Origin of the sequence: Psychrobacter sp. I-STPA6b (genome assembly GCF_020662265.1) — a bacterium.
Classification (GTDB): Bacteria; Pseudomonadota; Gammaproteobacteria; order Pseudomonadales; family Moraxellaceae; genus Psychrobacter.
Genome location: NZ_VEWM01000010.1, coordinates 438189 through 452110 on the forward strand (window position 1 = coordinate 438189; position 13922 = coordinate 452110).

Consider the following 13922-nt stretch of genomic DNA (forward strand, 5'->3'; position numbering starts at 1 on the left):
AAAGTGCCTAGGTTGTCAAAAAACTTAAATCTTCTTCAGGTCTGGTTGTAAAGACCTCACAACCATTATCTGTGACCACCATGGTATGCTCCCATTGTGCAGACAGCTTACGGTCTTTAGTAATGGCAGTCCACTGGTCAGGCAAAATCTTAGTTTTCCATGTGCCTTGGTTAATCATGGGCTCAATGGTAAAGGTCATCCCTGTTTTTAACTGCATACCTGTGCCTTTTTTACCATAGTGTAGAACTTGTGGCTCATGGTGGAAGCTATTGCTAATCCCATGACCGCAGAATTCACGTACAATACTAAAGCGCTCAGGCTCAACAACAGCCTGAATCGCCGCACCGATATCCCCCAAATATGCCCCATCTTTGACCGCGCTCATACCAGCATATAGTGCCTTTTGCGCCACATCACAGATACGCTTTGCCATAATCGAGCCTTCACCGATTATCCACATTTTCGACGTATCACCATAGTAGCCATCTTTGATAACGGTCACATCAATATTAATGATATCACCCTCTTTTAACACTTTATTCTCATCTGGAATACCATGACAAACAACATGATTAACAGATGTACAGATTGACTTGGGAAAACCGTGATAGTTAAGCGGTGCAGGAATGGCTTGTTGCACATTCACAATATAATCATGAGCAATCTGATTGAGCGCCTCAGTGGTGACGCCCACTTTTACGTGCTCATCGAGCATGACTAATACATCACTGGCAAGCTTACCAGCGACACGCATTTTTTCTATGGCTTCAGGAGATTGGATAAGAGAGTTGTTCGTGGTCATAAGTCACATTCTATTTTTATAAAATTGTGGCGCTATTATAGCGGATAGTGTGCAATCTGTCAGTTTTAAAGACTAATGATAAGTATTGATGTAGGTAAATGCCATTTATTAAAGCCATAAATGGTTATATTTTTACCTCTAACAGGAAAAATTGAGCAGTTTACTTTAATAGATAGTGACATCAGCATATATAAAGTTAGCTACTTTCTATATAACATTAAAATATGCATATGCTCTTTTATGCGTTGAATATTGTGAAGTAACGATTCAATAGTTTCTCTAATATACTGATGGTCTAAATGAATTTATTCTTACAGCATTGTTTAAATACTTGACTCTATGGTATGTTAAGGTCATATTGAATAGAATAAAGTTTGGTTTATTATGATATTGAATAGAGTCTCTTGTAAATTTTATTGCTAAAACATTTCTTTTTATTAAATAACTTGATGGTTTGGTATAGATTTTTCACAAAAAAAGTATAGACTATAGAAGTGCCAGATTAACTGAGCGCATATTTAATCAAAAATATAGGTTAAGATCATATATATAATATATAACTGGCATGTCATGATGATAATAAATATTCGTGATGATTGTATTAAGCCTAAATAATTATATAATAAATAATGACTTACCAAAAATAGTTTATTGATAAATTGAAATTTTATAGTTGTAAGGATTTTCATGAATAAAATTATACCCATACTTTCCCTATCAGCATTCACATTATTTAGTATTGCCGGTTGTGATAATAAGCAACAGCAAGAAACAGAGACTGTAGTACAAAATACCGAAGCCCAATCAGTAGAATCTAGTAGCGATACAGCTAATCCTGACTGGCCAACCTATGTTGTTGCAACAGATCCAAGTAATGCACCTTTTGAGCTTAGAAATGAACAAGGTACGGTGGATGGTTTTGATGTCGATTTAATCAAAGCCATCGCGAAGGCAGAGCAATTTAATGTTGATGTTATTCCTCAACCTTGGAGTGGGGTTTTTCAGTCATTAGACTCAGGTGAGCGTGATATTTTGATTGCCCCTTTAACCATTAATGCCGAGCGTGATGAATTAGTAGATTTTACTATTCCTTATATTTATCCAACACGTACAGCATACTTATTACCAGAGACTGCAGCAAAGCTTGGTATAAATACTTATCAAGACTTACCAAAAGCCCAAATAGCGGCAAAAAAAGCCACGACAAATATCAGCTCACTGGTAGATGACTTTGGGGAAGCAAATCTAAACTTAGTACCAGTTGACTCACAGTATCTAGCGTTAACTGCAGTCACTTCAGGTCAGGCGCAAGCAGGTTTTGGAGATACTGCTGTATTACAGCATCATGCCCGTGAAATGAATGGCGTGGACTTTGTGACGATTGAGCAAACCTTAAATGAACCTGTAAAAGCAGGTTTTGCAGTACAAAATGGTAATACAGAGTTAGCAGAATTATTAAATAAAGGTATTAAAACAGTTGTAGCGGATGGTACTTATCGTCAGCTGGCTATTAAGTGGTTTGGTGAAGAACTTGGTAATCAAATTGCTGATAGGACACAAAAGTATATGGGGCTTAATAACAGCTCACAACAGAGCAATGCTCAAGAAGTAGCCTCATAAATTGCGATAGCATGGTCTGTGACAATGAACTATAGTCATTAGAAATGGTGAACAATAATGGATACAAATATTAAGAACGAAGGTGGGCGTTATCGGGGCTTGGTTATTTCAATTGCTATATTTTTAGCATTGATTGGTGCTTTGCTTGCCTATACGTTCTATACATCAAATCTTATTCAACGTAATACTGCACTGATTTATGCAACAAACAAAGTAGATAATGATGCACAGTCAGTTATTAAAGACATTTTTGACTTACAAAATAGCTATGGGGAAGATATTAACTCCCCACATATGCAGACAGTATTACAACGTCTAAAAGATAACTCAAATGAGATTGATCAATTATTAACAAGTATCCATTCTGGTGGCTTAGTGACGTTGAATGATGGTAAGCAATATCGTCTTCCCATCATTACCGATACTGGTGCATTAGCAAATTTAACACAAGCACAAAATGAATGGAACTACTTAAAGCCAAAGGTAGATGACTACCTTGCCATTGCAGGTGATATTCGTAAAGACTCATCCACTCAGCTGGCTATTGTTGGTGAGCAGGCAAAAGTCTCAAGCTTACAGATTAATGAGTCATTGCAAGATCTGTCACAAGATATCTTTACCGATGCGGCCAATCAGGCAAATAACATTCGTTTGATTCAGCTATTAGGAGTTGGTGGTCTCTTTGCTTACTTCTTAATCTTTATTTTTGTATTTGTACGACGTTTACGTGAGACGGATGCTGAAGTTGCATTGGCTCGTCGAGAAACACAAGAAATTATGGAAACAGTAAATACGGGTTTGTTCCTATTAGATAAAAATTTGCACATTGGTCAGCAACACTCTAAAGCATTGGCAGATATTATCGGATCTAATCGTCTGGCAGGTGAGGACTTCACTCAAGTATTGCGTGGACGTATCTCTGAAAAAGACTTGAATACAACCCGTCAATTTATCGAACAGTTATATAACCCACGAGTAAAAGAAAAGCTGGTGGATGACTTAAACCCTTTGCATAAAGTCATGCTACATAATGATGCCAGTGAGATGAGTCAAGGTAATAGATATCTAGACTTCAAATTTTCGCGTGTTTATGAAAATAAAGAAATTGCGCGTATCTTGGTAAACGTGATGGACGTTTCAGATGCTGTGAAGCTAGAGCAGCGTCTTGAGCAAGAGCGTGCGCAAAATGATATGCAGATTGAGATGTTAACAACCATCTTGAATGTTAACCCTAGTATCATTCAAGAGTTCATTGTTAATACAAAAGAGCATGTTGAGAAGATTAATAATGTTCTTAAAAATCCAGGTAGCTCTCAGTTTGAGTTAGAAAACAAACTAAACTTAATTTATCGAGAAATGCACAGTCTAAAAGGTGAGGCTTCTGCACTAAAACTGCATAGCTTTACTAAGATTGCAAGTGCGGCAGAAGATAAGCTACAAGCTCTACAAAACCAAGGTAAGTTAAATGGTAATGACTTTTTACCATTGGCTGTTGATTTAGATGAGCTACTCAACTTATCTAACACTATTGAGTTGCTTGGTGAGCGTATTAATCAAACAGCACCTGCAAGTGCTAATAATGTGGCATCACAAGGTAAGCCTGCTCAGGTTAAACCAGCAGTTGATACAGTGACACAATCAGCAGATGTAGGTACAACAACAGATAGTAGCCAGCTGTTAGGGAAGTCGCTAACTGGTGGCTCGCAGCAAGGTCTATTAGATTGTTATCAAGACTTTTCTCAACAAATTGCTAATCGTCAAAACAAAAAAATTCGTTTACAAGCACCGGCATTAGATTCTGTAACCATTCCAGCAAATTTAGCCTCAACAGTAAGAGAGATTATTATTCAGCTATTGCGTAATGCCATTGTTCACGGTATTGAAGAGCCACAAGCTCGAGAAGCTGCGGGTAAAGAAACAATTGGTACGGTAATACTGGATGTTCATCAAGAAGAACAAAACTTGGTGGTGATGGTACAAGATGATGGTGCTGGTATCAATTATGAAGGTATTCGTCAAAAAATCATTGAGACAGGTAAGCTAGATAAAGAGGTGGCACAAAAACTGAACAAAAATCAGCTATTAAATGTGTTATTTTCTTCTGGGTTCACTACGAAAGAACATGCTGATGAAGATGGTGGACGAGGAGTTGGCTTGGATATTATTAAAGACCGTGTGCAGTCGCATAAAGGTAAACTTAATGTACAGAGCCATTTGGGTGAAATGACCAGATTTTCTGTATCTTTACCCATTACTCAATAAAAGCAAGATAACAAGATAGGCTGATTCTTTATGTATAAACTTATGATTGTTGATGATTCTAACATCATTCGAAACCGTATACAGCGAGCGTATGACTCTGGAAGTTTTAAAATGGTTGCGACAGCAGTGAGTGGTCAAGATGCCATTCAAAAGTTCCAAGAGCATCGCCCGAATGTGATTACGATGGATTTGACCATGCCTCAAATGGATGGGTTAGAGTGTATCGAAAAAATCGTTTCTATTGATCCTGACGTACGCATCTTGGTAGTCTCAGCATTGTCAGATAAAGCAACAGGGATACAAGCGCTCTCTTTGGGTGCTAGTGGCTTTCTGTGTAAACCATTTTCTGAAGAAGAGCTGGTTGAAGCATTAAATGAGTTAGTACAAGACTAGTAATTCGTATAGGGACTGAGATTATTCATTATGAAAGAGAAGAGACTACAGATTTTTGTCGATATAATTAAGAACTATTTTGGGCAATTTGGTCAAGAAGAAGTTGAAGTTGATACTCCTTATCTGTTAGAAAATAAACAGCCTACAGTGTTGGATTATACAGGTGTTATTGGTATATCAGGCATAAAAAAAGGGGTCGTTTGTTTTACAGCAACAGAACAGTTGCTTGAACGTATTATGAGAGAGATGGGAGAGCCAGATCAAAGTGATGAAAACTTTGTGGATTTGGTTGGTGAAGTGGCTAATACCATTGCGGGTAATGCTCGGACGGAATTTGGTGCAGAGTTTCACATCTCTGTACCCATTGTATTTCGTGGCTTGCCACAAAGCATGATATTACCAAAAAAAGAGCGCTCTTTTATTATCCCGATTTATTGGTATGAGCAAACTGCAGAAATTATTATTTATCTGCAAGATTAAACATTATTAATAAATAATGTGCGTAGAATTTAAGGTATAATCAAGTTACGATGATAGAAGTAACAAATTTTTATCATGGTGATGACTACAATGGTACATGAGATAGCAGTCGACTATGAAAGCAGAAAAGCTTAACGTATTTATCGAATCAGTGATGGCATTTTTTTCTCAAATAGGCTCTGAGCTAAAAGACATAGATACGCCATACTTGAATGAAAATAGTAGTCCACTGGGCTATGATTTTAGTGGCATTATTAGTATATCTGGGCCATTAACTGGGTGTGTGTATGTTAGTGCGCCAAGCATTATGTTGCGTGATATGCTAAAGATTATGCATGAACCTGATCACTCGATTATAAATATGAAAGATTTAGTTGGTGAGATTGCAAATACAGTCTCTGGCAACGCTCGTTCAGAGTTTGGCTCAGAGTTTATTATCTCTCCACCTCAAGTTGTTGATGGTGTGCCTAACTCAAACTATCTACCAAAAGAGAAACGTGCCTATGTGATTCCTTTTCATTGGCATGGTAAGGATGCGTTAATAGGTATTTGTTTGGGGTAAATGTTATAAAGACAGTATCATTAGAACAAATAAAAAACAGCCAAGAGCTGTTTTTTATTTGTTTATGTATTTCTAAACTTCTTATTCTATCTTGATTTTAAGAAGATATACCAGGAGTTGGATATGCCAATACAGCTTGTGTCTGTTGCTGGCGAAGTTCTACTAGCTTCTCAGCCAGTTGCGGGTCATGTAGTGCCAAAATCTGAATGGCTAATAAAGCAGCATTATAAGCACCTGCTGTACCGATAGCGAGCGTTCCTACAGCGACACCTTTTGGCATTTGAACGATAGACAGTAGGCTATCCCAACCGCTAAGCATCGAAGACTTCACGGGTACACCAAGTACAGGTAACTCGGTTTGACTTGCGCACATACCAGGTAAGTGTGCTGCACCACCAGCACCAGCAATAATAACTTGTAACCCATTTTCTTTTGCAGACTTGGCAAACTCAAAAAGTTTGTCGGGTGTTCGATGTGCTGAGACAACTTCACAAACAAATGGCACGTTAAAGTCAGCCAATAGTTGAGCAGCCAAAGACATGGTCGCCCAGTCAGATTGTGACCCCATGATGATGCCAACTTTTGGTGTACCACTTGGAGAGGTAATAGGTGCAGGTTGTTCTGCCATTATTGAGCTTCCTTACATTTCTGACAAAAGGGTTATTATACAGAAAAAATCATGACAATCTAATCTGTGATGTATTGTACAAAGTGTTTCTCAGATAAGGGTAGAGGATTTTTGGTATCAAACTGATAAGCTGTTAAGTAGCCACGACCTGCTGCTGAATAATCTGTGCAGATTACTTGGGAGCTTAGTGGCTGGGGCTGACCTGTCATCCAATAGTGTCCAATAAAGATGGGTTTTTTGGTATTGAGGGTAAAGTTAATATCTGATGCAATGGCATCTGCTGGGATTTGCGCAAGCTCTGCTGGTGCTGCTCGTGCAATATCAATAATACGTTGGTTATGTAATTTTTCTTTCCACCATTGCACGCGCATGTGGCGACGCACAGTACCATCTTTATCACTGAATGAAACACCATCTGGCAATGGCATCTCAACACCTTTTAGTATTCTTTCTAATGCGTCATATGCCTCAGAGTTTTTTTGTCCTGTTTGTTGTAATGCTTCAGGTGTTAGGCAATTATTATCTGTTAATAAGGGTGCTAAAACTGCCATTTTTTCAGTATGCCAGCAGGCATGAACAAAACAAGCATGTTCCGTTTCAATCCATAAGGGCAGTTCATAAAAGCGATTGAGCCAGTAATGATGCTCTGCTGAGCCAAAAGGCACTTCTGCCAAAAAAGCCTCATGCTGGCGCTGGTGAGCTTGTTTATGTACTCGTAAATAACTGCCATCATTGGTAATTTTATTAAGCGTGGCATATGCCAGTGCATTATATTCATGATTGCCCATGACTGCATCAGCAACACCAGCATCAATCATGGCAAAGACAATCTGTAATGTCTCAACTTCTCGAGTGCCTCGATCTATTAAGTCACCAATAAATATGGCTCGATGTCCTGTAGGTGGTACAAAATATGGGGTATTTGTTTGTGGGTGGGTTCGCTGGGTATAGCCTAGCTTATTAAGTAGTCCAATCAGCTTATCCGCATTACCATGAATGTCGCCAATCACATCATAAATCATTATTTTACCTGTGTTTCAGTCATTATAAAAAGTTGGATTTGTATTTGATATTTACCATTATAGTTGCCCCAAAATATAGGTAAAGAGCTAGGGTCTGCTAAATATATACTGCGTTAAGCAAATATTTGCCAAGGGTTAGTACCCTTTTTGCTTTTATGTGAAAATTTGTTAAGTCTGCCTGACTTATGCATTAATAAATAGGTTTATGTCCTGATATTAATTGTGTTTATTTCAGCTATAAAAACATTAGTCTATTAGAGTTAGTCATAAAAAATATTCAGGTAGTCTATTTTGATGATACATTATATCTACTATCTATTATATTTTGATATTGATTGGTAGTGAGTTGAATTCAATGGAAAAATAAGAAACACCCTATAAAATAACGACGTTATATTATAGGCTTATCAAGGCATTCGTACAGAAGATTTATAATGACAAAAGCCACCATAACTAAAGGTGACTTTTGGTACTTACATTTTGGTTTTGGTAGTTACAAATGGTGTTATGAGAGTACTACTAAACTTTACGCATAACAAAACCAACAATAAATAGAATAACTGCAACAGCAAGTAGTACATAAGCAAAGTTAGCGCTTAAACCCGCAACGCCACTAAAACCAAATAAACTTGCTACTAATGCAATGATAGCAAAGATAATTGCCCATCTAAACATATTATACTCCTAATTAGTAGTTAAAGAGTTAAAATTGATGTGGTATAAATCAATAATAGGTGTTGGTAACGCTAAAATAAATTAGCATTAAATTATGTGATTTAAATGGCTATTATCATTACAAATTGTTTATTTTGTCGTTTCTATGTTGTTTTTATACAGTTACCAAAACAAAAAATAGCCAAACTATTATGGATAGCCAGTAAATTATATATAGATTTTATACAAAGTATTGAAATTATAGATAAAAAGATGTTTGAGGCATCATAAGTATTGAGTTTAGCTGTAGTCTAATTTTTATCAGTATACGTCCAGATGATTGTCTTTCGGATTAATCTATAAGTTATATTTGTGATATGTTGATAGCAAGCTAAAAAATATATGATAAAAGCATTGTAAATAGTAATAATTATCGTTATTATGGTTACTTGTCTTATATTAGTTTCGTAAGATATATAAACTATATTTTATAATTTTACTTATTTCATATTTTATTTACTCATGTTTTGCGAATCAATGGTGTAGTCAAGAGTAGAGAATATCTAGGCATTGAGCCTTTATGCTCTAAAATTGAAGTACCTCAAGCATAGAATAAGCATAGCAACTGGTTATTATCCTCATTCTGTACTTTATTGTATCACTCATTGGCAATGGCTGATGTCAGACTAAATATGCGATTTGGAGTGTTATTATGTATGTATGTATCTGTAATGATGTGAAAGAAAGACAAATCAAGACAGCAATAGCTGCAGGTGTGGATACACTTGATGGTTTAAAGTCTGCATTGGATGTTGCAACTTGCTGTGGATGTTGTGAGCCGATGGTGAATGATTATCTTGATGAGCATCATAAAATGTCTTCAGATGCAAATTTAGCATCAACATTAGCATATGCTGTGTAAAATAATTTTGTAGTAATTTTAGTTAAAATTCATAGATTCTGAAATATAATAACTTATATAAAATTAACAGTTTATTTATTTTGTTATAACAATTTGTGATGCTGTATTTTATAGAGCCTTGCTGATAAGATACTGAAGTTTTTGGATTTTTTCTGATTGCAGACATGTGTCTCCTTCCCTGTATTCTCTTCTAGTTGTTGTTAATTCAGACGATAACTAAATAGAACCCTTTCTTATTCTCAATTATCACCTCATTCCCAGTTCTAAAAGTAACTGGTGTATTTCGTTATTTGTGATAGCATGCCCTCATTCATTTAAGGCTTAGCACTATTATTGGTGCTAGCTAAAGTTCTATTTTCTGAAAAAAGGTGTATGTTATGAAGGGTAGTCAACAAGTTATTGATTATTTAAACTTTTTATTGGGTGGTGAGTTAGCTGCTCGAGATCAATATTTTATCCATTCTGAAATGTATGCTGAGTGGCATTATGGCAAGCTATATGATCGTATTCATCATGAGATGGAAGACGAGACATTGCATGCACAAGCGATTATCCGTCGCATCATGATGTTGGGTGGCACACCTGATATGACAGTAAATGAAATTCATGTCGGTAAAACTGTACCTGAAATGCTACAAGCAGATTTAGATCTTGAGTACTCAGTACAAAAGCATCTAAAAGAAGGCATCACTTTGTGTGAAAAAGAGCACGATTATGTGACTCGTGACATGCTAGTCGCTCAGCTAGAAGATACTGAGGAAGACCATGCACATTGGCTTGAACAACAACTAGGCTTGATTGAGATGATTGGCTTGCCAAACTATTTACAAAGCCAAATGGGTGAAATCTCTGCCTAGTGTAGGTGTATTATGCAGCCTACTAAGTGATGAGCAAATAATTTAAGAATTGAGGTAATATATGAAAGGGGATAAAGAAGTTATCCGAGCATTGAACCAAGTATTGGGTCAATCACTGATAGCAATCAACCAGTATTTTTTACATGCACGTATTGCAAAAAACTGGGGTATTGAAGAGTTAAATGAGCATTTCTATAAGCAGTCAATTTATGAGATGAAGTGGTCTGATAGCTTAATTGCCCGTATTTTGTTATTAGAAGGTTTACCTAATTTGCAAGATTATGGCAAGTTGTTTATCGGTGAAGATGTTGCCGAGATGATTGAATGTGATGTACGTCTTGAAAAACAAAAGTTTGATATCATCACTGATGCAATTAAGCTGTGTGAACAAAAACAAGACTATGTATCACGTAAGCTGTTGCTTGACTTAAAAGATGGTAATGAAGAGTATATTGATTGGTTAGATACTCAGCAAGACTTAGTTCGTGATATTGGTATGGAAAACTATATCCAAGCCAAAGTTGAGGACTAATCTAATCTATGAGCTAAGCTACCATTAGGATAGATGCTCATTTATGAATGTATTGTGATTAGAGTAAGACGCCAGTACAAAGTGTTCATCACTATGTGCTGGCGTTTTTTTGTGGGTAGTATTAAGAAATTAAAAGCTAGGATGGAGTAGAGCTTGAAAGAAATGTGGAATCACACGTGGTTCAAGAATGATAGTGGCAATCACACCAAATGCTCCACCCCATAAGTGTGCCATATGATTAATATTTGTATTGCTTTGGCGGTTAGCATAAAGGCTATAGCCGACATAGGCAATGGCAAAGATGATGGCAGGAATTGGTAAAATGGCAAACAGATATATGGTACTCCATGGCTTGAATAAGATAAAGGCAAAAAGTACAGCTGAGACACCACCTGACGCACCTAGGCTTTTATAGTAGGGGTTATTCTTGTTTTTAAGATAGCTAGGGATAATAGCAACAACAATGGCAAGTAGATAGACTGCTAAAAATCCAAAACCTCCTAAAAATTGATTGTAAAAATTTTCAATAACTCTACCAAAGAAATATAAGGTAAAGATATTAAAAAATAGATGCATGCCATCAGCATGAATAAAGCCATGAGTGATAAAGCGATACCATTCACCATGCTTAATGGCAGGTGGGTAAAAGATAAGCTTTTGGAAAAGTTTGTCATTTTGCCATGCCATGATACTTATAATAACCGTAACAATGATAATGGTCGTAGTGTGACTAATGATGCTTTGCAATGTAAATATCCTTAGTTTGTTTAGTTAATTCAGTATGGACAAAGTGGAAATAAATGGTGTTTATTTTGGTATGTGTGGAAAATTAAATTGAGCTATATTTTATTTCATTTTTTTATAGCGTCTATCTAATTTATAGGATTATTTCTTGGATAAAAGGCTTTTATTTACTGATAAACAGTTCCTTATATTGGGTGTACATATGAATACTGAAAGCTTTTAAAATACAAGATTTAAGAGTTTTATACCACTGCTATCATAAGAGTTCTGTACTAGATGTCTTTGTAACCATATGATTTTGATGATATTTTTTGTATAAATCCTGCTTTATTTTTAGTGGTAAAATCAAGCTTATTAAAATAGATAATGTCATTTTTTCTTAATAAGTGACCATATATTTTGTAACAATGAGTTACTGACAAATTACTTTAATATAACGTACAATTATGTGGTTTTGCGTTATCTTAATCCGGTATTTGTATGTTTATTTCGTACAGCTATTATTTTTTCTGTATGGATGTTAGTAAGTTTAAAGTTTTTAAGTGCTGTTTAGTAAAGGCAACCTATTAATAGCTAATAGCTTGAGTATTTCTGGTCAAAATTTTAGAGTATAAATTTTGACAAAAATCTGAAGGCACTAATAGATATTATGGGGTTTGTTTTTGCTATAGACAAATAGTGAGGCCTTTAGCGACAGTCTTATTAAACTTATTACCTATATTGAGGTATCAGCACGATATATTTAAACAGCAATCAACTTAATTTAGAGGTTTTTTATGGATATTATTAGTCATTTGACACGTACAGTGTCTCCTATCGTTTTGGGTAATAATAGCGAAGGATTGCCATTGTTAGAGCAGTTTTATGCCATTTTTGCTGCACGTTTGGCAGATAATGATACTTATAGCCATTTTTCGGGTCAAGAGATTGCTCGAGATGATCATGGTTTTATTGAAAAATTATGGTCAGAACCTGCTCAGCGTGATGAGATGGTTCACAAGCTTGCAGAAGCTCATGATACTGATGATACAACCGCAAAAGGCTGGATAGCTGCCGCCGCACCTCTAGCCTTTCATGAGCTGACTAGCTTGGCAGGTACAACACCGGTTCCTCAGTTTTTACGTGAGAATTTATCAGATTATCGTCAGTATATTCCTGCATGGGCGCTAGCATTAGTACCAGCAGGTCTGTTAACTGCAGCAGGAGCAGGAGCAGGAGCAGGAGCAGGAGCAGGAGCAGGAGCAGGAGCAGGAGCAGGAGCAGGAGCAGGAGCAGGAGCAGGAGCAGGAGCAAAAATTTCTGACACGGTAAGTACAGCCCCTTTGCAGCGTGAGCCAGAAGAAAAAGGTGGCAGCTTTATGAAAGCACTGTTACCAATTATTGGCTTGATTATTTTGGGTGCGTTGACGTGGGCATTGTTAAAAGGATGCCAGCAAAACCCTGAACCGGTAGCTACACCACCTGCTACGACTGAAGAAGTAGTAGAGGCTGTAACGCCAGATGCAGTAGTGGCTAGTGATGCGGCACCTGCTGAGCTACGTATTAGTAGTGGTGAAGGCAATCAGTTGTATGCTTGTCGCCTAAGTGCTGGTAATGAAGGTCTACAAAATAGTGTCGTCGATGCGGTACGTGGTGTGTTTGGTGATGAGGCAGATAAGTGTCATGCAGATGTGGATGATGCGTTTGCAGTTGATATGCCTGCGATGGCAAGTTTGCCAGCGATTTTGCAAATTATCAAAGATTCTCCAAATGCCAGTGCAGTAATTCAGGGTGATACCATTACGGTAAATTCTCCAGACGCAGCAACGTTAGAGAAGCTATTGGCAGATATGAAAGCGGCTGCTCCAGATTTACAAGTGGTTGCTGAAGCACCTTTAGACTTGACCAATGAAATTGAAAATAGTGTGGCTGCTGCTAGTGAGGCTATTGATGGTCTAGGTGACAACCCAGATCCACATGATGTGGCACGTGCATTAAGTTTACAAGTGATTAACTTTGATTTGGATAAAGCAAATATTCCTGAAGTAAATCAACCAGTTTTAGATCGTGCGGCTCAAATTATCCAAGCTGTACCTGATATGTCTTTGGTGATTATTGGGCATACAGATGCTCAAGGTAGTGATAGTTATAATATGAATCTATCACGTGAACGTGCTGAAGCAGTTCGTGATTATCTGGTTTCTAAAGGTGTTGATGCTAAAAAGTTATTAACAAAAGGTATGGGTGAAGAAGATCCTATCGCTGATAATGCAACAGAGCAAGGACGTTTCCGTAACCGTCGTATTGAGTTTACTGTATATGATGAGGCTGGTGCAGAAGGTAATAGTATCTCAGTTACTGAAGATGCCAACAACGTAACATCTAATGTTGCACCAGAGGCCTCTGATACTGCTGAAAATACTGCAACTGAAACAAGCAACTAATTTAAATATTTTTTAGTTTGT

The 13922-nt window shown here is 36.9% G+C and carries 14 protein-coding genes; 9 read left to right on the forward strand and 5 right to left on the reverse strand.

The genetic code is table 11. The features are described from left to right. Positions 1–7: 7 nt before the first annotated feature. Positions 8–802, reverse strand: a complete 795-nt coding sequence (gene map / locus FHK88_RS02190) for a type I methionyl aminopeptidase (protein WP_227429136.1) — start codon at positions 800–802, stop codon at positions 8–10. 687 nt (positions 803–1489) lie between these two features. Between map and FHK88_RS02195 the strand changes: the two genes are divergently transcribed. The 5 genes from FHK88_RS02195 (at position 1490) to FHK88_RS02215 (ending at position 6119) form a co-directional block, all read left to right on the forward strand. Continuing rightward, complete coding sequence (locus tag FHK88_RS02195; protein WP_227429137.1) at positions 1490–2422, forward strand: substrate-binding periplasmic protein; 933 nt, start codon at positions 1490–1492, stop codon at positions 2420–2422. Positions 2423–2479: 57 nt separating this feature from the next. After that, positions 2480–4684 (forward strand): ATP-binding protein, encoded by a 2205-nt coding sequence (locus FHK88_RS02200; RefSeq protein WP_227429138.1) that lies wholly within the window; start codon positions 2480–2482, stop codon positions 4682–4684. A 30-nt stretch (positions 4685–4714) separates the two neighbouring features. After that, entirely contained in the window at positions 4715–5077 is a 363-nt protein-coding gene (locus FHK88_RS02205) for a response regulator (RefSeq protein ID WP_227429139.1), read from the forward strand. Positions 5078–5107: 30 nt separating this feature from the next. After that, complete coding sequence (locus FHK88_RS02210) at positions 5108–5557, forward strand: chemotaxis protein CheX (RefSeq protein WP_227429140.1); 450 nt, start codon at positions 5108–5110, stop codon at positions 5555–5557. 115 nt (positions 5558–5672) lie between these two features. Next, positions 5673–6119, forward strand: coding sequence for a chemotaxis protein CheX (locus FHK88_RS02215; protein WP_227429141.1), 447 nt, complete (start codon positions 5673–5675; stop codon positions 6117–6119). Between the two features lie 97 nt (positions 6120–6216). Here FHK88_RS02215 and purE read toward each other — a convergent pair whose 3' ends face one another. The 3 genes from purE to FHK88_RS02230 all read right to left on the reverse strand — a co-directional run bounded on the left by purE (position 6217) and on the right by FHK88_RS02230 (position 8444). Next, complete coding sequence (purE, locus tag FHK88_RS02220) at positions 6217–6747, reverse strand: 5-(carboxyamino)imidazole ribonucleotide mutase (protein WP_227429142.1); 531 nt, start codon at positions 6745–6747, stop codon at positions 6217–6219. Positions 6748–6806: 59 nt separating this feature from the next. Next, the gene (locus FHK88_RS02225; RefSeq protein WP_227429143.1) at positions 6807–7769 is read right to left on the reverse strand and encodes a metallophosphoesterase; all 963 of its coding nucleotides are present in this window, start codon (positions 7767–7769) and stop codon (positions 6807–6809) included. A gap of 519 nt (positions 7770–8288) precedes the next feature. Then, on the reverse strand, positions 8289–8444 hold the full coding sequence (locus FHK88_RS02230) for a DUF1328 domain-containing protein (RefSeq protein WP_227429144.1): 156 nt from the start codon (positions 8442–8444) through the stop codon (positions 8289–8291). Positions 8445–9135: 691 nt separating this feature from the next. On the opposite strand from FHK88_RS02230, the gene FHK88_RS02235 reads away from it, so the two are divergent. The 3 genes from FHK88_RS02235 (at position 9136) to bfr (FHK88_RS02245) (ending at position 10734) form a co-directional block, all read left to right on the forward strand. After that, entirely contained in the window at positions 9136–9345 is a 210-nt protein-coding gene (locus tag FHK88_RS02235; protein WP_227429145.1) for a bacterioferritin-associated ferredoxin, read from the forward strand. Positions 9346–9722: 377 nt separating this feature from the next. Continuing rightward, positions 9723–10202 carry a bacterioferritin gene (bfr, locus tag FHK88_RS02240; RefSeq protein ID WP_227429146.1) on the forward strand — a complete coding sequence of 160 codons (480 nt, stop codon included), beginning with the start codon at positions 9723–9725 and terminating at the stop codon, positions 10200–10202. A gap of 61 nt (positions 10203–10263) precedes the next feature. Next, positions 10264–10734: a bacterioferritin gene (gene bfr / locus FHK88_RS02245; protein WP_227429147.1), complete on the forward strand. Its 471-nt coding sequence runs from the start codon at positions 10264–10266 to the stop codon at positions 10732–10734. Positions 10735–10863: 129 nt separating this feature from the next. Here bfr (FHK88_RS02245) and FHK88_RS02250 read toward each other — a convergent pair whose 3' ends face one another. Continuing rightward, complete coding sequence (locus tag FHK88_RS02250; RefSeq protein WP_227429202.1) at positions 10864–11421, reverse strand: rhomboid family intramembrane serine protease; 558 nt, start codon at positions 11419–11421, stop codon at positions 10864–10866. Positions 11422–12254: 833 nt separating this feature from the next. On the opposite strand from FHK88_RS02250, the gene FHK88_RS02255 reads away from it, so the two are divergent. Next, positions 12255–13901 carry an OmpA family protein gene (locus FHK88_RS02255; RefSeq protein WP_227429148.1) on the forward strand — a complete coding sequence of 549 codons (1647 nt, stop codon included), beginning with the start codon at positions 12255–12257 and terminating at the stop codon, positions 13899–13901. The last annotated feature ends 21 nt before the right edge of the window (positions 13902–13922 follow it).

What these genes read in the sequence shown, in the direction of transcription:
- FHK88_RS02210 (WP_227429140.1), top strand. Translation starts at nt 5,108, where the DNA reads ATGAAAGAGAAGAGACTACAGATTTTTGTCGATATAATTAAGAACTAT.
- bfr (WP_227429146.1), top strand. Translation starts at nt 9,723, where the DNA reads ATGAAGGGTAGTCAACAAGTTATTGATTATTTAAACTTTTTATTGGGT.
- FHK88_RS02215 (WP_227429141.1), top strand. Translation starts at nt 5,673, where the DNA reads ATGAAAGCAGAAAAGCTTAACGTATTTATCGAATCAGTGATGGCATTT.
- FHK88_RS02205 (WP_227429139.1), top strand. Translation starts at nt 4,715, where the DNA reads ATGTATAAACTTATGATTGTTGATGATTCTAACATCATTCGAAACCGT.
- FHK88_RS02230 (WP_227429144.1), bottom strand. Translation starts at nt 8,444, where the DNA reads ATGTTTAGATGGGCAATTATCTTTGCTATCATTGCATTAGTAGCAAGT.
- FHK88_RS02250 (WP_227429202.1), bottom strand. Translation starts at nt 11,421, where the DNA reads ATGGCATGGCAAAATGACAAACTTTTCCAAAAGCTTATCTTTTACCCA.
- FHK88_RS02255 (WP_227429148.1), top strand. Translation starts at nt 12,255, where the DNA reads ATGGATATTATTAGTCATTTGACACGTACAGTGTCTCCTATCGTTTTG.
- bfr (WP_227429147.1), top strand. Translation starts at nt 10,264, where the DNA reads ATGAAAGGGGATAAAGAAGTTATCCGAGCATTGAACCAAGTATTGGGT.
- FHK88_RS02225 (WP_227429143.1), bottom strand. Translation starts at nt 7,769, where the DNA reads ATGATTTATGATGTGATTGGCGACATTCATGGTAATGCGGATAAGCTG.
- FHK88_RS02195 (WP_227429137.1), top strand. Translation starts at nt 1,490, where the DNA reads ATGAATAAAATTATACCCATACTTTCCCTATCAGCATTCACATTATTT.
- FHK88_RS02200 (WP_227429138.1), top strand. Translation starts at nt 2,480, where the DNA reads ATGGATACAAATATTAAGAACGAAGGTGGGCGTTATCGGGGCTTGGTT.
- map (WP_227429136.1), bottom strand. Translation starts at nt 802, where the DNA reads ATGACCACGAACAACTCTCTTATCCAATCTCCTGAAGCCATAGAAAAA.
- FHK88_RS02235 (WP_227429145.1), top strand. Translation starts at nt 9,136, where the DNA reads ATGTATGTATGTATCTGTAATGATGTGAAAGAAAGACAAATCAAGACA.
- purE (WP_227429142.1), bottom strand. Translation starts at nt 6,747, where the DNA reads ATGGCAGAACAACCTGCACCTATTACCTCTCCAAGTGGTACACCAAAA.